The organism is Ktedonobacter sp. SOSP1-52 (genome assembly GCF_016587395.1).
On the sequence record NZ_BNJH01000004.1, the window covers coordinates 357,732 to 378,746 of the forward strand.

A 21,015-nucleotide genomic window follows, 5' to 3' on the forward strand; every position below is an offset into this window, starting at 1 on the left:
TCTAGCGTCCTGTATAGCCAGCATTCAACAAGGAGGAAACATGTCCGTATCCCCCATTGATATGTTAAAAGCCGAAATTGATGAGTTGATCCCAGACCTGGTCGCGACACGCCGCGATCTGCATGAGCATCCCGAACTGGCCTTTGAGGAGGTACGCACTTCGAGCATTGTAGCGCAACGTCTGCAAGCTCTAGGCCTTGAGGTCCAGACTGGCATCGCAAAGACAGGTGTCGTCGGCCTGCTACGCGGAGAAGCGGCTCCTGCGAACGCTCGCACCATCGCCATTCGTGCTGATATCGACGCCCTCCCTATCCACGAGCTAAACGAGGTCGACTACCGTTCGCAGACTGATGGCAAGATGCACGCCTGCGGACATGATGGGCACACCGCCATCGCACTTGCCGTCGCCGATATCCTGACTAAGCGTCGCGCCGAATTGACGGGCAATGTCAAGTTTATTTTCCAGCCCGCCGAAGAGCGCATAGGTGGCGCGAAACCCATGGTCGATGAGGGGACAATGCAGGGCGTCGATGCCGTTATCGGCCTGCACCTCATTAGCAATATGCCCATTGGCAAAGTTGGCGTGCGTAGCGGCACCGTTTTTGCCAGCGCGGACACGCTGAATTTTACGGTCAAAGGCAAGGGTGGGCACGCGGCAATGCCTGAAAGCGCAATCGACCCCATCGTCATCTCTGCGCATATCATTACAGCCCTGCAAACCCTGATTAGCCGCGAGACCTCGCCCTTCAGTCCCGCGGTTATTACCATTGGCACGCTAAAAGCCGGGACAGCCTCTAATATCATCCCGGAATATGCCATTATGGAAGGCACTATGCGCTCCTATAGCAAGGAGCATCGCGACTACCTGCTCAAACGCATCAGCGAGCTTTCACAGGGAATTGCCAGCGCTATGGGCGGCTCTTGTGAGGTAACGCCCAACCAGGGCTGTCCACCCTGCACCAATAATCCCGAAATCACCAAGATTGTGCGCCAGGCGGCTATTGGCGCCGTGGGAAGCGAGAACGTCGACGAAAGCGAAGCGATCTTGATCGCTGGTAGCGACGACATGGCGCATTTCCTCGATGCCGTGCCTGGTTGCTACTTTATTGTGGGCTCCGGCAATATCCAGAAAGGCTCCGACTTTCCTCATCACCACCCACGCTTCAATCTCGACGAGGATGCGCTCCCCGTCGGCGTTGAGGTCCTGACACGCTCTGTCTTCGAGTTTTTCAACTCATAGATCTTTTGTGTAGAGCCTCTCTCCAGAAGGCTCACAAGCTCGTATCCGGTTAAGGGCATCTGATGGTGGGCTGACGAATCCAGCCCATCATCAGATGCCCTTAACCCTGAGCGCCGCAGGCGCGAAGGCTCTCCAGAGAAAGGGGGCGTTCATACAGCATAGCATTGAAGCTTTGATAAAAGCATGGAAATTCGCCATTTTGCATGGTATACTTGATATGCTGTTTGACCAACCATAGTAGCAAGACATGGAGGTCTATTTTTATGCGCGCGGATCGCTTACTCACGATCCTGATGCTGCTCCAAACGAAGGGGCGTATGACGGCGCGGGACCTGGCAGAGCGCCTGGAGGTCTCGGAACGCACCATCTATCGCGACCTGGAGGCGCTGGGCATCGCGGGCATCCCGGTGTATACCGAGCGCGGCCATGGTGGTGGCTGCGAACTGCTTGGCGGCTACCAGACCAACCTGACTGGCCTCACGCCCGCGGAAATCCAGGCCCTCTTTACCACTCTCGGTGGCAAGCCTGTCGCTGACCTGGGCCTGGAACAACCCCTCAATGAAGCCATGCTCAAACTACTCACCGCGCTCCCAGAATCCAGGCGCGAACAGGCCGAACAGGCACGCCAACGCATTCACCTGGATCATAAAGCCTGGTTTGCCAGCGAACGGCATGGCGAACAACATTTGCCCCTGATCCGAGAAGCCCTTTATCGCGAGCAGCAACTTTTTGTCTGCTACGGCATCGCCAACGGAACACATCGCGAACATGTCATGACCCCCTATGGCCTTGTCGCCAAGGCAGGCGCCTGGTTCCTGATCGGAGAGTTTGCGGACAGGCCAGAAGTGACAGTGTTAGGCGTAGCAAACCTTCAAGGTGTTGAGATACTGGATCTCCCTTTCACCTATCCCCAGGACTTCAATCTGGAAGACTACTGGCAGGCATACTGTCAGGGGATGGAAGAAGAGATGCCGCTTTATGCACGTTCACTGCACCTCGCACCTTATGAGGCACGTCATCTCCCGCATGTCCTGGGTGAATGGGGCTATACCCTGCTGAAGAACGACGAGGTAGCAACCAATCAAGCTCATACTGGCTCTGCTGAAAGCCTGCATGCCTCAGCGAAAACCCCTCGCCAAACAAAAAAAAGCGCCAGGGGCAGGCATATGCAACCTGCGTCTCGACTCTCGCTCCAGCATCATGATGGCTCATGGCTCCCGCTCCAACAAAAAAAAGCAATTCCGTCTCTTGACAGGGCGCGAAACGCTCAAAAAAAAGTCTCATTTTCTAATAATTCAACAAATAGCCAGAACCCAGAGCAGGCACAAGAAAAAAACGCTATAATTCACACATATATAAAGCCAGCCGAGAGGTCCAACAAAAAAAACGGTTTCGCCTCTCCCCTCTCTGCAAAAGAAAAAAAGATTTTTATTACGCAAGAAAAAAAAGCGGTTTCAAACTTACTTCTTCCCGCTACCCAGGCGGCCTGATCCTCTTCTCACTCGTCGACGTTGATCTCTTCCCTCTCCGTTCATCACCATCTGCAACGCCCGCAAAAAGAATAAGGCAAAAAGAATTAAGATATATACACTAGGAAGTAGAGAACTTTCCCTTTGGGAGAAAGAAAGAGGATACTTTATGTGTGGTCGTTTTACTCTAACAATTGATAGCAATGCCGTGGCGCGTGCGTTCAACGTGGCAGTGCCTAAATCTCTGCAAGCTGGTCCGCGTTATAATGTCGCGCCAACCCAGGATGTCGTGGCTGTCTTGAACGACGGCGAACCGCACCTGGACCTGCTACGCTGGGGGCTAATCCCTTCATGGGCGAAAGATGCGAGCATTGGTTCACGTATGATCAATGCCCGCGCCGAGACGCTGGCGGAGAAGCCAAGCTTTAAGCGCCTCCTCAACTCACGGCGCTGCCTTATTCCCGCCGATGGCTTCTATGAGTGGCAGAAGGTCGATGGGGGCAAGGTCCCAATGTACATCACACTCAAAGGGCATGAGCCATTCGCCTTCGCGGGCCTGTGGGATAGCTGGAAGACTGCTGATGGGGGAGTGTTGCGCACCTGTACGATTATCACCACGCATGCCAATGATCTAGTCGCGCCAATCCATGAACGCATGCCAGTGATTCTCCCGCCAGATGCACGCGAGATATGGCTCGATCCAGGCTTGCATGATGCAAATATCTTACTACCGCTTCTCAAGCCATGTGACCCCGAGGCGATGCAAGCACGCGAGGTCTCCCGGCGTGTCAATAGCCCCCAGTACGATAGCTCCGATCTGATAGCTTGAAGTCGTAAAGGCACGCAACACCATGCACCGCGCTAGCGCGGTGCATGATGTTGCGTGCCTTTACGACTTTATTTATTCCTCTATAAGCGAGATTGTAGGCGTACCAGTTGGCGGCCACGCGTCGCGGCGGGCAGACCAGCTAGCGTACGAATGGCCTCAATCGTCTCCTGGGCATTGCGCACAAATTCTACGCGTGTGGGCAATTGGGCTTTAAATTCCTCAACAGTGATATCGTCCAGGAAGCGCGTACCATCGTTGTCCAGCATGACGCGAGACAGCAAGACCAGGTCGCCGAGGTCATCCTGGGCCTTAAGCGTCTCCAGCACATCCTGGCCGCATAGCAGGCCAGCGACCGTTACCTGGGCGCCAAAGAATTGGTTGATGACGGGAACGACGTTTACCTCGATACCTTGTACCTGCTCACGAATATCCTGCGCGAAGCCCTCGATCACGGGCTGCGCCATCGTACCGGTTACAAGGGTAATACGCCTGGGACGTGGCTCGGGCATCTCAACGGGCAAGCGACGCCTGGTGCGGTTCCACTGCTCTATCAGGAAGCGGGTCATGCCAACGCCATTCTCAATCTGTGAGAAGAGGCCATAGTGCTCGCTGGGCGGGAACTCGCGGCCCGTGATGTAGTACCACTCATCCGAGAGAAAGACAAAGGGATCGCCATCGGGATTCTCCGCGGCAAAGCGCCGCTGATGCGCCTCCACCTGATCAATCACCACCTCCGCCTCCTCGCGCGTGTAGGGTCGCAACGCTGGTAGATCGCCGGTTGGCTGAATCATATTATTATATTTGGTCAGGCCCACCGGCACCGCTGAAATGGATTCCACAATTGGGCGCAGGGCGGTCAGCTCCTGAATGCTGCGCTCCAGCTCCTCGCCATCGTTGATGGGGGGACACAGCACGAGCTGAGTATGACAGGTCAGACCCATATCGCCCAAACGCTTGATATGCTCAATGATCTCACCCGCGCGCGGGCCGTCGACCATTTTGCGCCGTAGTTCGGGATTGGTGCAGTGCACCGAGACGTAGAGCGGTGTGAGCTTCTGCTCGTCCAGGCGCTGCCAGTCAAGCTCTTTCAGATTGGTGAGCGTGATGAAGTTTCCAAAGAGGAAGGAATAGCGGTAGTCGTCATCCTTGATATAGAGCGAAGAGCGCATTCCATGTTCGAGACCCGGTTGAGGCGCGAAACGCTCAGGCAGCCCCTTAATAAAACAAAATACACACTTATTGGCACACTGGCGAATAAAAGGGGCCGGCTCTTCACCGAAGAGAACACCCAGATTCTCATCCGCACGCTTAGCAACCGCTACTGAGCGCTCATCCTGCTGGCGCTCGTAACCAATGAGCAGCTCTTCCTCGGCCACATAGAAACGATAGTCGACGAGATCGCGAATAAGATGACCATTGATTGTTTTTATGAGATCGCCTGGCTGCAACCCTGCGTGGTCAGCCGGGCTCTCGGGCACTACCTCACGCACCCATCCATATAGTTTTGGCATTGTTTAACCTCGAAACCTGTGGGGGAAGAAAATTTACTACTCCTGCTACATCTTCGCTCGATTGGGAGAGAACCTGTGCTGGCTCTACGAAAAACGCTATAAAAGCTGTACGAATGGTAGAGAGCGTCGTACATAAGCTCACGCAAAGAAAAAGGAATGCTATCCGCAAGATTATAAACCGCGGGCCTTCTCACGTCAAATGCACAGGACACTCTATCACGCCATAGTACCGCGTCCCCCTCTCTCACAAACAATGCAGTTTGCCATTTTATTCGACATTGTAGAGGGCTACGATCTTGCGGGCGCATTCTAGCACCGCCTGGCGCATCTCTGGTGGGTCCAGAATCTCTATGCCTGGTACAAAGGTCGAGAAGCCAGGGGTTACCTCTTGCCGGTAGATAAAGCCCAGAATAAAGCTTACTGTCGTCTCTTTGGATTCGAAGCGCAGAGTCAGCGTGATGCGCCCCTCTTCATCGCCAGATCCCGCCTCACGAATCAATTGGCGCACCGACTCGCCCATGATCATAGGCAAAATTGGTAGAAACTCTGGCGCGACACGCACGATCACGCTATAAGTAGCGATACTCTCCTGGAAGTTTGCGCTCCACTCCGTCCAGTAGCGTTCCAGGTCAAAATCGAGCGGTCTCTCAAATGTCGCCTCCTGCACCACTACATCTCGCACACGCGAGAGGCGATAGACGCGCATCTGCTGCTTATTACGTCCCACCAGATACCATATCCCTGCCTTGGAGACAAGCCCCAGCGGCTCTACCAGGCGTTCGACAACCTCGGCACTGGGTTTATGATAAAAGAGGCGCACATAGCGATCGTGCCAGACCGCCTCACGTAGCAGAGGGAGAAATGGCGTAATGGCCTCGCCCACAAACCAGGGTCGTGGATCAAAGAAGAGCCGCTCACGTGCATGCTCGATGCTTCGTCGTTGCACAGCAGGCAAGGCAGCCAGCACCTTTAGCAGTGCGGCGTCTCGCGCCTTCTCGCCCTTCCCTTCTGGAAGTGCTGGACTAAAGCCAGGGACCAGCAGCGAGCGTAGTTCATTCTCATTGAGTCCTGTTAGATTGCTTCGATAGTCATCCGTCAATTTACAGCCGCCTCCTGGACCACGCTCGGTATAGATCGGGATACCAGCCGCGCTTAGAGCCTCAACATCGCGATAGACGGTACGCTCCGAGACCTCCAGGCGCTCTGCAAGCTCGCGTGCCGTTATATGCCGCCGCGTCTGCAACAACATCAAAATCGAGATCAAGCGCTCAGCACGCATACTACTCCTCCTTCAAACAAAGCCATCAGGCTTCGCCAAAACATTTGCTCATCTCTATATTACCCTATATTCCTGACAGAAGGTGGCAAGAATAAAGCCCGACGCGTGCTTCAGCAGCGTCGCCTACCATCTTACCAGTTTGAGGCACGACAAAAAGAAACAGGGGGAGAAAGAATAGGAGTATGCTGGCTTTATGAGGCACTCTATCAGAGGTATGACTTTCCTGACAGAAGATGGCAGGTTTTCCAGCTTATACTATGAAGGCAATGTGTTGAGAGAAACTGTCCAATAGGGCATAGACAAGCAAGCAGTGCTTCATGGTATACTCATCAGCGTATATCTGTGACCAGAAGAATGTATAGATAGAAGGAAGACATCCTTTGTAGGTTGTTTTGTGTGGAAGGGAGATGCCGCGTGTATTTATAGACATATACATGCCTATACCTCATTCTCATCTGTGTACTTCAATGTACGACCGCATAAGAAGCAAGATCTCATGCGGAAACCAACGCCAGACCGCCGTGCCCCCGAATGGGGATGGCTAGCGCTCCGCGCTCAGGTTTCCTAAGAGGCAGTATTTGTAGTCTGTTTTTATCCTAGCTCGTCGGAGGTACCCCTTGTCCAAACGCGAGTTTACCGTCTCTAATGAATATACATTTAACCGCGCCAGCCCTGCGCGCTGGATTATCTCGCATTTGTTCCGCTATAAATTTCGCGTCTTGCTGTATATGGTGCTGGCCCTAATCACCAACTTTGCCTTCTCGGGGACCCGTGTGCTGACCGGTAATGCCTTTGATGCTGTCCTCAAGGGAGATGGCGCACAGGTTGGCATTATCGCGCTCAAGATGCTGGCCCTGGTCATTTGCTGTGGCCTGATCGACTTTGGCGCACGCTTCATGATTGAGATCATTGCCAAGAGCCTCGCCCGCGATGCACGCGAGGAGCTCTATGTCAGTCTCTTAGGCAAGAGCCAGTCGTTCCATAATCGACAGCGCGTCGGTGATATCATGGCGCGTGCAACCAATGATATGTCGCAGATCAGCGACATGGTTTCGCCCGGCTTCGATATCATTTACGACTCCTTCTCAAGCCTGTTGGCAATCATGATCTTTATCGGCATCTTGAATATCCAGCTCTTGCTGGTGCCACTACTTTACCTGGTGGTCTTTCTGCTAACATTGCGTCTCTACTCACGGCGCCTCAACCCCGTCTCGCGAGAGATGCGCGAGCAGTTTGGCGTGACCAACGCGGTCCTAAACGAAGCGGTTACCGGCATCGAGGTCATCAAAGCTACCTCGCAGGAGGAGCAAGAGAAAGAGAAGTTCACAAAGAATGCCTCTCGCTATCGCGACTTCTTCGTCAAGAACGGCATCATCCAGGGTCAGTACCTGCCGACACTTCTGCTGGGTATCGCGTTGGCCTTCTGTTTCCTGCATGGCCTGTTCTTGCTCCTACAACATCAGATCACCATTGGTCAACTGGTCACGTTCATTGGCCTGGCCACGAACCTGCGCTTCGTCACAGATATGTCGACCTGGAGCTTTACCCTGGTCCAACTGGGGATCGCGGGATCGCGGCGTGTCCTCGATATGATGAAAGAGGAGACAGAGATCGACGAGAACGAGGATGGCTACAAGGCCGAGATCCAGGGCAATATCGTCTTCGAGAACGTCTCCTTCGGCTATGGCGAGACACCCATCCTGAAAAACGTCTCCTTCCAGGCCAAAGCCGGGCAGACCATCGCCATTGTGGGCCAGACCGGCTCGGGCAAAAGTACCATCACCAAGCTGGTCAACCGCATCTATGATGTCAGCAATGGACGTGTGCTCATTGATGGGCAGGATGTTCGCGATTGGAATATGGATGCGCTCCGCTCACAGATCTCGACCATTGAGCAAGACATCTTCCTCTTCTCGCGCTCTATCGCCGACAATATTGCCTATGGCATGGGCCAACAAGCCGATGCCAGCACTATCGAGCAGGCGGCCAGAGATGCCCAGGCCCATGACTTTATCATGAGCTTTAAAGAGGGATACGAGACCGTTATCGGCGAACGTGGCGTCATGCTCTCAGGCGGCCAGCGCCAGCGCCTGGCGATCGCGCGCGCCCTCCTCACGGATCCACGTATCCTCATCCTCGACGACTCAACCAGCGCCATCGATAGCGCCACTGAGGATGAGATTCAGAAGGCGATCAAGCGTGTACTTCAGAATCGCACCACCCTCCTTATCACCCATCGTATCTCACAGATTCGCTGGGCGGATAAAGTGCTCGTTGTGCGCAATGGCGAGGTCATCGATCAGGGTACACACGAGGAGTTGATGCAGCGCTGCCGCACCTACCAGCGCATCTTCTCACACTATGAGAACGTAGCGGCGCCGGAGGCTGTTCTGGCCAGTGGCGAATAGTTGAGTGCCTCTTCGGAAACCTGAGCGCGCTTGTCCCCGAATGGGGGAAGCGCTAGTCGCGTGAGCGACGTTGGTTTCCGCATAAGAAGTGAGAGGAAAGAGAGCGAACAATGGGTTTTCTTATGGATGGCCTGGACGCCGAGGCCTATGATCGAACATATACCGATGGTCAGCTTATCAAGCGCATCGCAGGCTACTTTAAACCAAAGTTGGGAGTGGTGGTCGTTGTCAGCATTCTGGTCGTGCTCAAGACGCTAATGGACACCGCCTTCCCCCTGCTCGTCTCCAATGGTATTGATACCCTGGTATCGAATAAGGCAATGCAAACAGCGATCTGGCTGGCGGCGCTGCTCCTGGTTTCGGGCGTCCTCTCCTGGGTCTTCAATATGCTGCGCCAATGGCTCACCGCCATCGCGGTTGGAGATGTCGTGCTGCAACTGCGCAAGGACGCCTTTAACGCGGTGATGGATCGCGATATGTCGTTCTTCGACGAGTTCTCGTCGGGCAAGATAGTCAGTCGTGTCACCTCGGATACCGATAAATTTGCCACAGTGGTGACCCTGACCGTCAACCTGCTCAGCCAGTTCTTGCTCTTCATCCTGATCGCGATCATCCTCTTCTTCCGCAGCTGGCAGCTTGCGTTGATCGCCTTTACGATTCTGCCCGCAATCATGTTGGTAGCGCTGGGCTTTCGCTACCTGGCGCGCACAGCGACCCAGCGCTCACAGCGCTCCATGGGACGCGTGAACTCGAATGTCCAGGAGGCGGTCAGCGGCATCATCGTCGCCAAGAACTTCCGCCAGGAGCAGAACATGTACAACGAGTTCAAGGAGGTCAACACCCAGGCCTTTCACGTCGATGTACGTTCTGGCATCCTCTATAACGGGGTCTTCCCCGTCCTGGTCGCTATCGCAAACCTGGGTTCAACCCTGGTGATCTACTTTGGTGGACATAACGTCCTCAACCACAGTATCACTGCTGGCGACTGGTTTCTCTTTGTACAGGGTATCGCCTCACTCTGGTTCCCGGTGACCAGCATCGCCTCTTTCTGGAGCCAGTTTCAGCTTGGCCTCTCCGCCAGTGAGCGTGTCTTCGCTCTGCTCGACGCTGAGCCTCGCGTACACCAGACGGGTAACGAAACGGTACCAGCCCTTAAGGGCGAGATCGAGTTCCAGGACATGTTCTTTAGCTATGATGACCGCCAGACGGTGCTGCCTGACTTTAACCTGAAGATCCAGGCTGGCGAGACGGTCGCCTTCGTCGGCCACACTGGCGCGGGCAAATCCAGCATCGCCAAGCTGGTGGCGCGCTTCTATGAGTACCAGGGTGGCAAGTTGCTTATCGATAAGCGTGATATTCGCAGCTTCGACCTACAGGATTATCGCCGCCGCCTGGGCATCGTGCCCCAGGTGCCCTTCCTTTTCTCAGGTACCGTCGCGGAGAACATTCGCTACGCGCGGCCTGAGGCCAGCGACGCCGAGGTGCTCCAGATAGCGCGCCAGATCGGCGATGGCGATTGGATCGAAGCGCTACCCGAGGGATTGGAGACACAGGTCGGCGAAGAGGGCAAGGCGCTCTCCATGGGCCAGCGTCAGCTTGTGGCCCTGGCACGCGTGCTCTTGCAAGATCCCGCCATCCTGATCCTCGACGAGGCCACCGCCAGCGTTGATCCCCTGACGGAGTCTCAGATTCAGGAGGGTCTGGATATCCTTCTTGAGGACCGCACCGCCATCCTGATCGCGCACCGTCTCTCGACCATCAAACAGGCCGACCGTATTATCGTACTCAACCGTGGTCGCATCGTTGAAGAGGGCAATCATGAGCACCTGATGCGCCAGGGGGGACACTACGCTCACCTGTACAATACCTACTTCCGCCACCAATCGCCGGACTATAAGCCAGGCGAGGGCTTTGTGGAGGTACATGCTTCAGTTCTGGATGAGATAGACCAGGCAACCACGCCTCAACCCGAAGAGGTGCGTTAAATGGCGCCGATCTTCACATCTACCTCTGGCACGCGCGAAGACCTCGTGCGTGCAATGGAGGCAAACGTTCAGGAGACCGCGGCCCTCTGGGGCCGCGTGCTCGGCTGCCAGATCCACTCAACACCAGAGGTTGACTGGTTTCTCTCTGGAACCCAGCTCTCTATGTTTAATGGCATCATCCGCGCCCAGCTCTCGCCCGAGGGTCTGAACGCCCAGATTGAACGTCTGCTGGCGCCTTTTCGCGAGCGAGATCTGCCGATGGCGTGGCTAACCTTTCCCTCAACAACGCCGGGCGATCTGGGAAAACACCTGCTCAAGCACGGACTGGCACTGGATGAACGCCTGCCTGGCATGGCCGTTGACCTACGGAACCTCCCTCTCGACGAAGCTCCACCAGTGGGGATCACGATCAAAGTGGTGGAAAATGCCGCTGAGATGGAGCAATGGATATATACCCTCTCGGAGGGAAGCAGTTTCCCACCCTTTGTCACAACCCTCTTGCTTGATATATTACAGCGCCAGGGCTATCGCCAATCGGAGCACTATCGCCCCTACAGTGCGCTATGCGAGGGGCGCGTGGTTGGTACCTCACTGCTTAGCCCGGGTGGGGGCCTGGCTGGAATCTATAACGTCTGCACTCTGCCCGCGGAACGGGGACGCGGTATCGGACGAGCTGTAACGCTGGCCGCCCTGCGTAGCGCCTACGCCAGGGGCTACCGCTACGCCACCCTGCAATCATCAAAGATGGGGCTTCCCATCTACGGTCGTCTCGGCTTTGAAGAGCTCTGCACCTTTGAATTCTACTTTCTGCCAGCAAGCACCTGGCAGGCAGGCTAACATTATAAGTGGTGTGGGCGCGGATGGGCAGCCTATGGCTGCCCATCCGCGCCCACACCACTTATAAAATACTGTTTTATTGACGCAGGCGTAAGCGCACCGCCAGCACAGGGGGAAACTCGTGGAAATCTGGCCAATGCACCCGCGCCTTTGGTTCCTCGATTCCGCCAAAGGCTGGCTCCTCGATGCCATCCATGGTAAAGCCCACGCGGAAGGCACTTCCAAGGAGTTTATGTAGCGGACGATGAAAATAGTACTGAGGGAGAGGTTGGCCCATGATACCCGTGCCCTTCTCAGGCTCCATATACAAATACTTTGTTTTCTTCAAGAAGCGCTCCGTGATGACCTCGCCACTCTCATCCCTGGTCTCAACCCCCATCGTTACATGTGATGAATTGAAACAGGGGTGCATAATCGTAAAGACGAAGCGCCCTCCAGGCTTGAGTACCTGCGCCAGGCCACGCATCAAGGGATCAATCTCCGCCATGTCCATGATACCCATATTGCAGACCGCGGCATCAAAACGCTGCTCGCCCAGGGCGACAATCTCTTCTTCATGCGTGGCATCCACCTGCGCAAACTGTACCTGCTCCTCGAACTCGGCGGCGCGCTCCCGCGCAAGCTCCAGAAAAACCGAGCTGAAGTCTGTGGCGACCACTCTGGCTCCCAGGCGTGCCATCTGTTTGACAAAAAGACCACCCCCGCAGGCAAGTTCCAATACCTCCTCCCCAGCTTGTAAAGCTAGCAATCGTTCAGCAGATGGGGCAACTAGTAAGCGATGAAAACTATTCCCCTCAGCGCCCATGTAGCTCGCCCAGAAGGGTGCGTTAGCGTCCCAAATCATACGCACCTCTTCGTTAAGCATCTCCAACGTCAGATCCGTTGAATCCCTGCCCATCATGGTGGGCCTCCTTTCAGGCACAAAGCCAGCAGATTGATAAGATAGCATTTATAGTACGCACAGCCATAGGCTTAAGGTTACACAAAGTTCCCCGTAATGATACGATTACTACATGTCCAGCATCTCTGTAAAAGAAGCTCGTAGACAACGTGTGAATCTAAGAACAATCTGATTCAATCAGGAACTTTTCTATTTTCTTACAGACAGAGGCATCACCGTGCAAACGACACAACCACCGACCCAACCCGAGCAGACGCCACCGCCAGAAGCGCAGGCGCGCCAGGAGCTTTTTGCCAATGGCTTCTTAGCGGGACTTGCAGCAGGTATTCTTGCCACCGGCATCATGCTCCTGCTCAATATCGAATTTCATGGCGTCTCGCTGCCCGAAGAGATGGGCAGTTGGATCACCCAACTTATGCCTGCGCCCCTCTTCGCCTTCCTGCACCAGTTGATTGGCGACGATGCCAAACATGTTCTCGTCGCCATCGTTGTGGTGGGGCAGTGCGCGGTCTTCGGTCTCGCAGGCGGCTTCTTTAACCAGCTAAGCGGGCATTCTAGTATCGCGCATCCCCGCCCGGATGGCAAGAGTACAACCATGAGATGGAGCGCTGGACTCCTCCTGGCATTTCTGCTCTGGCTGTTCAGCGGTTTACTTCTGCTCCCCCTCTTTGGCAGTGGGCTCTTTGGCGCGAACACAACCAGCGGCCTTAGCGGCAGCATGTGGAGTATGGGCGTGGTCGGCCTGGTCTATGGCCTGCTCTACGTCCTGCTCCGCAATCTGTTTAGCGTACGCGAGCAGGTCGCGAAAGAGGCGCTGGGCGCGCAGGCGGCTCGCGAGCGCTCTCGTCAGACGCGCCGCGATGTCCTGCGTAGCGGCGGCCTGGTACTGGGCGTAGGCGTCATGGGTTATCTGGCATGGCGCTTTATCTCCAATGGACTTGGAAGCGCGGGCACGAATGTTGCGCACATTACGCAGAACTTCAAGCGTAAAATCGTGCCACCACCTACACCCAACTATGGCACACTTCAGCCCGCGCAGAATCTCTCGCCAGAGCTTACCAGTAACGACCAGTTCTATACCGTCTCCAAAAACCTGGTCTCCGATCCCACAGTCGACGCCAGAGGCTGGCATATGGAGGTCAAGGGACAGGTACGCACCCCCTACACACTCAACTATGACGAGATTCTCCAGATGCCAACCAGGCAACAATATGAGTCGCTGATGTGCATCAGCAACGAGGTTGGTGGTCCCTATATGGGAAACGCCCTCTGGGAAGGCTTCCCACTCTCCACACTGCTGGAGCGTGCAGGCGTTAAAGAGGGCGCGACCAAGGTCGTCCTGCACGCGGCGGATGATTATAGTGACAGCATTCACCTGAGCAAGGCCCTGGAGCCGACAACCCTCGTCGCCGTGCGCATGAATGGGCAGACCCTTCCGCAGCAGCATGGCTTCCCGGCTCGCCTCCTGGTCCCTGGCATCTATGGCATGAAACACGTGAAGTGGATCACAGGCATTGAGGTCGTCAACTACGACTTTCAAGGTTACTGGCAAAATCGCGGCTGGGACGATGCCGCCCCCGTGCGTATGACCACGCGTATCGATACGCCACTGACCGGGGCGACCCTCACAGCCGGTCGAACCAGCTATATTGCCGGCGTCGCCTTCTCGGGAAATAAAGGCATCAGCCAGGTAGATGTGAGTCTGGATGGCGGTGCGAACTGGCAGCGAGCAACCCTGAAGAAACCATTCTCGCAGATCACCTGGATCTTATGGGAGCTTTCCTGGACCCCTAAAGCGGGACAGTACTCGGTTGTAGCGCGAGCGATCGATCTGGAGAGCAACGTCCAGGACCCGGCCATTGCCTCGCCCGCACCCGCAGGTTCATCCGGCTATCACACCATTTCCATTACAGTTCGTTAATGCAGGTGAAAGACGTATGAAGATGCATTACATTAAATTAATTGCAACTTTTTCGCCTGCCATTCGTTGTTTAAGATGTAGGAAAAAATAGGCAATCATCAATATCTTGCCTTGTCTTACCTTTGTCTTATTCCTTGGTGTCTGAGTGCTACGCACCCTGACAGTAGGTCAGAGGGCAACGACATGCGGGACACCTGCACTACATCTAAAAGACAAAATCGAGCAACCATTACAAAGAAAAGGTAGTGGTGGGTATGAAGGTATGTAGAAAAGGGGAGATAATATACGAAATGCCGCATATCTATATGTACAAATTCTCAGACAAAGGATGAAAATTACTTTCTGTGGAAGGTATTATAACAAGGAGGATGTTACACGGTAGTCAACGGATGACATTGACTGATTTTTGAAACCAGCAAGACGATACACAGAGGCGGATCTTCACCGGTCCTGTTCCCACCCAAGTACCAGAGACATACTATGTCGCTATGTATCGTTTGCACCGTGAGGGAAAGGATAGTGTGGATTTATGGTACGACAGTGTGCATGGTGCCTGCGCTTGATTGATAGCGCGGGCGAGCGGGTCTCCCTTTTACCGCTGCCAAAACTGTATAAGGCAAGCCATGGGATGTGCGGTGTTTGTGGCACGCTGTTAATGGAACAGGCAATGCAAACGCCAGGAACAGAGACAACACGAGAAACACGCAAGCCAGTCGCGTCCTCACAGGTCCGAGAGGCCGCTGTAAGCTTCCTCCCTTCCGCGACGAGTGAGCCGCGGGAAGCCGAGCACCAGCCAGCCAAATTGACCACAACCGCTACGGTGACACAGCTCGTCTTAGAACTGCAACAGCGCGAACACGAGGCCCCGAAGCCACGGCTTCGCACGCGCAACGAGTTGCGTATACGCTAACCATCCTATAAGTAGTAAAAGAAGAGGGGGAGCCCTGCCTGCCGCAGGGCTCCCCCTCTTCTTTTACGCCTCTAATCCTGCAAAGGATAGAAGTCGCGTTTGCCATCATGCAAGATCCAGAGACCCTCGACCCATTTATTCCCCGTAACCTGGCCCATGGAGAAGAAGTAGAGCTTGCCATCCTGCGAGGTGGGGTAACCTGGTCCCCAGGCTCCTTGCCCGTCAGGCGCCTTTTCCCCCAATGCCACTTAATTTTTCCTGTATTGGCATCCAGGGCGTAGAAGTAAGAACCAAATGCTTTACTGGCAGGCGCCAGAGGGTTCATTGTCTCGACAAAAAGCGTTTTCTGGCTGAAAGCCATGAGCAAAGTAGAAGTATAGCTCTGCCTCCAGAGCACCGCTGTGCCACGAAGAGCGACAAGCTGGTTTTCTGTAGAATAGTATACTACTCCATCTGCACCCAATAATCCATTTGCCTCCCCAGAGGTCGCCAACGCAGGCGCTTCCACCTGCTTACCATCAACGGCATTCAGCACATCGAGATGCAAACCAGCAATCGTATACAGGTACTTCCCAGAGATTACAACGTTCGGAGAACCTTTAGTGAGTATCTGCGAATTATGCCACAGCTGCTTGCCATTGCTGGCATCAAAGGCATAGAGGCCGTCGAAGAAACCATACACCTTCCCATTGGCAACTGCGCTCAAATCATGAGTGCAGGCAGGGTCTACTACACCGCTCTCAGACTGTGGCTTGCAGGGTTTCGCTATATGCCAGAGCAATTTCCCATCAAGAATACTTACGGCGTAAAAGCCATTGCCTGTGCTAAAGTAGACCGTGTTTCCATCGGCAATGGGCGAGTCGGGAACATTATTGCTCGAAGTATCCTTGAGCGTGTATTTCCAGAGGACTTTCCCTGTCCTCGCGCTCAGCGCATACAGATTACCATCCTCACCCGGCGCAAAGAGTGTATCCTTATATGGAACCAGTTCGTTTATCGACAGTTTGGTCTTGAACGTGGTTTTCCAATAAGTCGAGCCGTTCTGCGGGTTTACTGCATAGATGCTTGCCTTCTTCACCTGGCCAGGAATCTCTGGGCTGGTAGTATAGAGCACCCTGGCATTGAAAGGCACTTGCGAACCCATCACACTGCTATCGGGGCCAGAATGGTCCGAGAAGAGGAACAAGGCTCCTCCAGCCAGGACCGCCACTACCAGGACCGCTACGAGTGAGCTAATGATACGTACAGGGCGGCTCCTGTGTCGCTCAGGCCTAGTTGAGAGCACTGGCCTGGAACCGACTTTGCGTGCACGCTTCGCAAGCTGTTCATCCAGGTCAATCACTTCAAGATCACCGGTTACTCCTTTGATTGGGGTGTCATCCTTGAGCATTCTTGTTCCTCTCTGCTGTTTGTACACAGCTTCCGCCAGTTCCCTGGGAAGTTGAGACAGGGGAGCGACCGGCGGTAAACTACGAAGAGCGGCATCCATGGCCCGGTAGTCTGCCTGTGCCTGGGCGCAGACGGAGCACTCCTTAAGGTGAACCCTTAATGCCTCCCGTTCACGTGGCAGAAGATCATTCCTATGCAAGCTGGCCAGTTGCGCTTGCCACTGAACACAGGGCGTGGAAACAGGCCGCCTCTGCTGCTTCCTCATTCCATTGCTCCTTTCGTGGGCTGATAGAATCGGCGAAACTGCTCGCGTGCCCGCGAGACATTTGAGCCTACACTCTTCTCGCTGATATGCAGCATGCGTGCGATCTCGCGTTGCGAAAAGCCTTCAATCACCTGGAGCAACAAACATGCTCGGTATTGTGGCGAGATCTGACGCAAGGCATGCTGAATCACATCGACTTCGCTCACCCATTCCTCCGGCCCCTCAATGCTTGGGCTTTCATGCTCGCTCACCTGGATCCAGGGTAGCCAGCGTACGTGCCGTGTATGACGCAGGTGTGAGTAGGCTATGTTGGTTGCTATACGATAGAGCCAGGCACGGAACTGTAGCTCACCCTGTAGGCTTGGTAAGCCCTTCCAGGCCTTCAAGAAGGTATCCTGGGCCAGATCACGCCCCAGTTCATCATTTCCCACCAGGCGGGCTAGATAGGTGCAAATGGGCGCGTTAAAGGCTTCAAAGAGGCGGGCAAACGCGGTAGCCTCTCCCTGACGAGCCTGCGCCACTAACTGTTCAAGAGAGGCCTCTTCCCCTGAGCAGTCTGGAGGTCCTTCGCCAAAGACCTGGTACATCTATAGTTATCCTCTCCTTCATGTATCTTCTCGTTCTATTCCCTGTAACGCAGGTGAGTGTGCTTTTCCTGCGTGCCACCGGGGACTTCCTATTTTTCCCGGATAATTGGCTTGGTTACTTCCTATTTTGCCTATTGTCTTTTCCAGGTGATCGGCATACTCTTCTCCATAGAAGTAATTCGATGAGTTTACCTAAGGAGAGAGAGCATGCGCGAACGCGCCTATGACGACGAGCTACAGCCGCCTGTACGCGCGGAATATCACGCTACAGTACACGACCTTCCCCACGATGAACGACCACGGGAACGCCTGCAGAAGCAGGGTGCGGATTCGCTGTCGAACGCGGACCTGCTGGCGATCATCTTGCGCACCGGGACCCAGCGCGACAACGTGATGGAGATGGCCGGGAAGCTGCTAGCTAAGTACGGGGGGCTGGGGGGATTGATGAGCGCCAGCTTTCATCAATTGAGCGAAGAATATGGGCTTGGGCTGGCGAAAGCCGCGCAGCTCAAGGCAGCGCTTGAGCTTGGCAAGCGCCTCAGCATGCTTCAGCATGACCAAAAATATCAAATTCGCTCGGCGGATGACGTGGCTAACCTGGTGCGTATGGAACTTATGTTTTTAGAACATGAGGACTTCGCGCGATCGAGAATGTGGTATACATATGCTAGAACACATCAATGTTTGTTCTTCCATTGTTGTGATCATCCTCTTCATCTTCGACAAACGCCCAGTCACACAGTTACACAAGTGCCTGCCTCAATTGAGAGAGGTATTGCATGCGGATGATCAAGAAATAGGCAAGCTGTATCGTCAGAAAAAGCCCAATCGTTTCTACAAGCGCGAGCAGAACACGTGAACCAGCCTGTGGATTTATATTGTTCTTAAATGCGAGCATGGCAAACACAGTATTAAGCACCGCCATCAGAAATGGGGCGAAAAACAGGATGGCAACCTGAATTGTGACGCTTTTTTGCATCTCAGATTCAGTGAGGCCTACTTTCGCGATGGCTCGATATTGCTCTTTGTTCTCGGTCAGGATGGTATAGAGCCTGAAGTAGAGAAAACTCCCGGATGCGATCAGGAAAATCAGCGCGGTGAACAAGCCAATAAACTGGGCGACACGCGGTAATTGATAGCGATTAAAATACGTCCATGCATGCGATGTAAAGACAAATCTATCCAGGCCTAATGGTTTTCCGGATGGAATACTGGCGTTTAACGTATTTTGTACATTCCTTGCCAGGTCAGTGGTCATCCTCCAATCTGACAAATTATATCCAACGTAGAGACCTTGTTGTGTATGCTGGCTCAGTTCTTGAAATGCTAGATCTGTCACGATCAACGGGCTTCCATTCGTTGAAGAATCATTCAACGCTATTGGGGCCTTTGCAGCGACAAGATGAAGTCGTTTCTTGCTCTCTCTGAGAGAAAGTGTGTCAGTGGGTCTGATACTCTTCGGTGGATCGAGAGCGATAGCCTCTCCGGTATGAACTGACAACAGTGGTACATGAGCACACTCCGCCAGACGATTGTAACTTGTCATGCTCATCAGGACATATGCAGAAACACCTTCTTTTGCTTGCAGGGTAATGAAGGGGACCGAAACTGTGGTATAGGTAAAATGCTTGGCAGCCAGCGCATGATTCAACACATCTTGCGATGGCTGGGCAGATTGCGAGTTTCTTTGTCCAAATGCCAGAGTAAAAGTAAAGGGCGCATTGGCACTAGCTCTTTCTTCTGGTCTGAAAACCGCCAAAATACCCGTGGAGGAAAACGCAACACTTAAGATCATGGCAACGATAAAGAGCAGGCGGGCGTTGTCTTTCATGTTATACGCCAATTCCGAGAGCCAGAGCATGTTTGTCCCACGCCAGTAATAGCTCCGACGCTTCTTCAGTATCTGAATGAGAAAGACGTTTCCTTGTGAATAGAGCACGTAGGTTCCAATAGTACTCAAGATGACCACCAGGATTGGTTGCACTGGGTGTTGATTACCATTATTCTGGAACGTTAGGGCAATCACATAGCCCGTAACCAGAAGAGCAAAACCCAACAAGGCAAAGAGAATCGATATTTTGGGCTCACGTTTGGGTCGTTGGCTCCCTTTCAACAAAGCCAGCACCGTATTGTGGCGTATGAAGAAGATTGTTGCAATTGAGCCCAAGAAAAACAGAACAATAAACGCACTACAGGTAACCTGTAATGCCTGTATGGGCACGTAGAATGGTAAGGTTGGAGTGTCCAGGATCATTGATCCTAACATCAGAAAGAGTTGGGAAAAGAGAAGGCCAACTACGATGCTCACAAGAATGGTTGCGATGCCCAGCACTATGTTTTCGAGAAAGATCAGCCAGGTCAATTGCTGATTCGAGATACCCAGCAGTGTGAGAATGCCAAACTCCTTGTTTCGCCCACGCAAAAACGAGCTCATTGAGTACAGAATAAAGAAGAATGCAAACACAAAAATGATATATTCCGCACCCTGCATACCAGCGATCACCCGTGGATCGACATACCCTTTAGTGAGCAGGACCGGATGATTAGCCAGTGTGGCATACAGAAAGAACATGAGAATCGCAAAGACGCTGCTCAAGAAGTAGGCGGCATAGGCACGTCCGTTGCGCCTGACATTGTTACTGGCGAATTGGAAGAACGTCATCCGTATTCCCTCCTAATAAAGCAAGTACATCAACAATTTGCTGATAAAATATTTGTCGATTCGTGCCACGGCGAATCTCGTTGTAGAAACGTCCATCCTTGATAAAGATAATACGGTGACAATAGCTGGCAGCAAACGCATCGTGGGTTACCAGCAGTGTTGTGGTGCCCTGTGTCTGATTAATCCTTTCCAGGATTCCCATGATATCGCAGGTAGCTTTTGAATCCAGGTTGCCAGTGGGCTCATCAGCTAGGAGCAGCGAAGGAGTGTGGATAATGGCCCGTGCAATGGCAGCTCGCTGCGCCTGCCCACCTGAAACTTCGTATGTGCGCTTGTTGCATAGATCTTGAATGCCCAGTTGTTGTGTGACACACTCAAGCCGCTCATCCATCTCATTGACGCTCCGTTTATCCAAAGTGAGCGGCAGCACAATATTTTCTCCGATGGTGAGCGTATCGAGGAGATTGAAATCTTGAAAGACAAAGCCCAATTCATGGCGTCGAAAGAGCGCCAGCTGCCGTTTAGAGAGCGTGTAGGGATTTTTGCCATTGATCAGGACTTCCCCGGAGGTTGGGAGATCAATCGTAGAGACCATATTGAGTAGCGTCGTCTTCCCACTCCCAGACGGCCCCATGATACCAACAAATTCACCTTGCGCAATTACCATGGTGATATCTGAGAGTGCCTGATAAGTGACTTTCCCTGCATAGATTTTATTCAAATTGCGAATACGAAGCATAAAATATTCACCTCTCTCATATTGTTCTCTTGAGAGCATAGCAGGTGGCAGGATGGGAAACCATCGATTTTGCTTACAGCAAT

At 53.6% G+C, this 21,015-nt stretch carries 16 protein-coding genes and 1 pseudogene; 9 read left to right on the top strand and 8 right to left on the bottom strand.

Annotation, left to right across the window (positions count from 1 at the left end; genetic code table 11):
• Positions 1–40: 40 nt before the first annotated feature.
• The 3 genes from JMJ16_RS36640 to JMJ16_RS36650 all read left to right on the top strand — a co-directional run bounded on the left by JMJ16_RS36640 (position 41) and on the right by JMJ16_RS36650 (position 3,538).
• Positions 41–1,240 (top strand): M20 family metallopeptidase, encoded by a 1,200-nt coding sequence (locus tag JMJ16_RS36640; RefSeq protein ID WP_201389675.1) that lies wholly within the window; start codon positions 41–43, stop codon positions 1,238–1,240.
• A gap of 263 nt (positions 1,241–1,503) precedes the next feature.
• Entirely contained in the window at positions 1,504–2,730 is a 1,227-nt protein-coding gene (locus tag JMJ16_RS36645) for a YafY family protein (protein WP_201389676.1), read from the top strand.
• Between the two features lie 148 nt (positions 2,731–2,878).
• The gene (locus JMJ16_RS36650; RefSeq protein WP_201389677.1) at positions 2,879–3,538 is read left to right on the top strand and encodes an SOS response-associated peptidase; all 660 of its coding nucleotides are present in this window, start codon (positions 2,879–2,881) and stop codon (positions 3,536–3,538) included.
• A gap of 80 nt (positions 3,539–3,618) precedes the next feature.
• Here the strand turns inward: JMJ16_RS36650 and JMJ16_RS36655 are convergent, their stop codons facing one another.
• Both JMJ16_RS36655 and JMJ16_RS36660 read right to left on the bottom strand, forming a co-directional pair.
• On the bottom strand, positions 3,619–5,049 hold the full coding sequence (locus tag JMJ16_RS36655) for a DUF512 domain-containing protein (protein ID WP_201389678.1): 1,431 nt from the start codon (positions 5,047–5,049) through the stop codon (positions 3,619–3,621).
• A gap of 268 nt (positions 5,050–5,317) precedes the next feature.
• Complete coding sequence (locus tag JMJ16_RS36660; RefSeq protein WP_201389679.1) at positions 5,318–6,328, bottom strand: YafY family protein; 1,011 nt, start codon at positions 6,326–6,328, stop codon at positions 5,318–5,320.
• A 617-nt stretch (positions 6,329–6,945) separates the two neighbouring features.
• Here JMJ16_RS36660 and JMJ16_RS36665 point away from each other — a divergent pair.
• The 3 genes from JMJ16_RS36665 (at position 6,946) to JMJ16_RS36675 (ending at position 11,558) form a co-directional block, all read left to right on the top strand.
• Positions 6,946–8,736: an ABC transporter ATP-binding protein gene (locus JMJ16_RS36665; RefSeq protein ID WP_201389680.1), complete on the top strand. Its 1,791-nt coding sequence runs from the start codon at positions 6,946–6,948 to the stop codon at positions 8,734–8,736.
• Between the two features lie 110 nt (positions 8,737–8,846).
• Positions 8,847–10,721 (top strand): ABC transporter ATP-binding protein, encoded by a 1,875-nt coding sequence (locus tag JMJ16_RS36670; RefSeq protein WP_201389681.1) that lies wholly within the window; start codon positions 8,847–8,849, stop codon positions 10,719–10,721.
• A complete protein-coding gene (locus tag JMJ16_RS36675) occupies positions 10,722–11,558 on the top strand; it encodes a GNAT family N-acetyltransferase (protein ID WP_201389683.1) in 837 nt (278 codons plus the stop codon).
• 76 nt (positions 11,559–11,634) lie between these two features.
• Here the strand turns inward: JMJ16_RS36675 and JMJ16_RS36680 are convergent, their stop codons facing one another.
• Positions 11,635–12,459 (bottom strand): class I SAM-dependent methyltransferase, encoded by an 825-nt coding sequence (locus JMJ16_RS36680; protein WP_201389685.1) that lies wholly within the window; start codon positions 12,457–12,459, stop codon positions 11,635–11,637.
• A gap of 217 nt (positions 12,460–12,676) precedes the next feature.
• Here JMJ16_RS36680 and JMJ16_RS36685 point away from each other — a divergent pair, with 217 nt between their 5' ends.
• Both JMJ16_RS36685 and JMJ16_RS36690 read left to right on the top strand, forming a co-directional pair.
• Positions 12,677–14,380, top strand: a complete 1,704-nt coding sequence (locus JMJ16_RS36685; RefSeq protein ID WP_201389687.1) for a molybdopterin-dependent oxidoreductase — start codon at positions 12,677–12,679, stop codon at positions 14,378–14,380.
• A gap of 529 nt (positions 14,381–14,909) precedes the next feature.
• Positions 14,910–15,290, top strand: a complete 381-nt coding sequence (locus JMJ16_RS36690) for a hypothetical protein (RefSeq protein ID WP_201389689.1) — start codon at positions 14,910–14,912, stop codon at positions 15,288–15,290.
• Between the two features lie 71 nt (positions 15,291–15,361).
• Here the strand turns inward: JMJ16_RS36690 and JMJ16_RS54955 are convergent, their stop codons facing one another.
• The 3 genes and pseudogenes from JMJ16_RS54955 to JMJ16_RS36700 all read right to left on the bottom strand — a co-directional run bounded on the left by JMJ16_RS54955 (position 15,362) and on the right by JMJ16_RS36700 (position 17,531).
• Positions 15,362–15,538, bottom strand: coding sequence for a hypothetical protein (locus JMJ16_RS54955; RefSeq protein WP_236601875.1), 177 nt, complete (start codon positions 15,536–15,538; stop codon positions 15,362–15,364).
• Between the two features lie 41 nt (positions 15,539–15,579).
• A pseudogene (locus tag JMJ16_RS57505) lies at positions 15,580–16,944 on the bottom strand (PQQ-binding-like beta-propeller repeat protein); the annotation flags it as partial.
• On the bottom strand, positions 16,941–17,531 hold the full coding sequence (locus JMJ16_RS36700; RefSeq protein ID WP_201389693.1) for an RNA polymerase sigma factor: 591 nt from the start codon (positions 17,529–17,531) through the stop codon (positions 16,941–16,943). The gene JMJ16_RS36700 and the pseudogene JMJ16_RS57505, both read right to left, overlap by 4 nt.
• 207 nt (positions 17,532–17,738) lie before the next feature.
• On the opposite strand from JMJ16_RS36700, the gene JMJ16_RS36705 reads away from it, so the two are divergent.
• Positions 17,739–18,320, top strand: coding sequence for a UPF0758 domain-containing protein (locus JMJ16_RS36705; RefSeq protein WP_201389695.1), 582 nt, complete (start codon positions 17,739–17,741; stop codon positions 18,318–18,320).
• Here JMJ16_RS36705 and JMJ16_RS36710 read toward each other — a convergent pair.
• Positions 18,274–20,193 (bottom strand): FtsX-like permease family protein, encoded by a 1,920-nt coding sequence (locus JMJ16_RS36710; protein ID WP_201389697.1) that lies wholly within the window; start codon positions 20,191–20,193, stop codon positions 18,274–18,276. The genes JMJ16_RS36705 and JMJ16_RS36710 overlap by 47 nt on opposite strands.
• Positions 20,168–20,932, bottom strand: a complete 765-nt coding sequence (locus JMJ16_RS36715; protein ID WP_201389698.1) for an ABC transporter ATP-binding protein — start codon at positions 20,930–20,932, stop codon at positions 20,168–20,170. The genes JMJ16_RS36710 and JMJ16_RS36715 overlap by 26 nt, the downstream gene beginning before the upstream one ends.
• Positions 20,933–21,015 lie beyond the last annotated feature (83 nt).

Bases quoted from the DNA above. Each gene is read 5' to 3' on its own strand.
- JMJ16_RS36640 (WP_201389675.1), top strand. From the start codon at position 41: ATGTCCGTATCCCCCATTGATATGTTAAAAGCCGAAATTGATGAGTTG.
- JMJ16_RS36645 (WP_201389676.1), top strand. From the start codon at position 1,504: ATGCGCGCGGATCGCTTACTCACGATCCTGATGCTGCTCCAAACGAAG.
- JMJ16_RS36650 (WP_201389677.1), top strand. From the start codon at position 2,879: ATGTGTGGTCGTTTTACTCTAACAATTGATAGCAATGCCGTGGCGCGT.
- JMJ16_RS36655 (WP_201389678.1), bottom strand. From the start codon at position 5,049: ATGCCAAAACTATATGGATGGGTGCGTGAGGTAGTGCCCGAGAGCCCG.
- JMJ16_RS36660 (WP_201389679.1), bottom strand. From the start codon at position 6,328: ATGCGTGCTGAGCGCTTGATCTCGATTTTGATGTTGTTGCAGACGCGG.
- JMJ16_RS36670 (WP_201389681.1), top strand. From the start codon at position 8,847: ATGGGTTTTCTTATGGATGGCCTGGACGCCGAGGCCTATGATCGAACA.
- JMJ16_RS36675 (WP_201389683.1), top strand. From the start codon at position 10,722: ATGGCGCCGATCTTCACATCTACCTCTGGCACGCGCGAAGACCTCGTG.
- JMJ16_RS36680 (WP_201389685.1), bottom strand. From the start codon at position 12,459: ATGATGGGCAGGGATTCAACGGATCTGACGTTGGAGATGCTTAACGAA.
- JMJ16_RS36690 (WP_201389689.1), top strand. From the start codon at position 14,910: ATGGTACGACAGTGTGCATGGTGCCTGCGCTTGATTGATAGCGCGGGC.
- JMJ16_RS36700 (WP_201389693.1), bottom strand. From the start codon at position 17,531: ATGTACCAGGTCTTTGGCGAAGGACCTCCAGACTGCTCAGGGGAAGAG.
- JMJ16_RS36705 (WP_201389695.1), top strand. From the start codon at position 17,739: ATGCGCGAACGCGCCTATGACGACGAGCTACAGCCGCCTGTACGCGCG.
- JMJ16_RS36710 (WP_201389697.1), bottom strand. From the start codon at position 20,193: ATGACGTTCTTCCAATTCGCCAGTAACAATGTCAGGCGCAACGGACGT.
- JMJ16_RS36715 (WP_201389698.1), bottom strand. From the start codon at position 20,932: ATGCTTCGTATTCGCAATTTGAATAAAATCTATGCAGGGAAAGTCACT.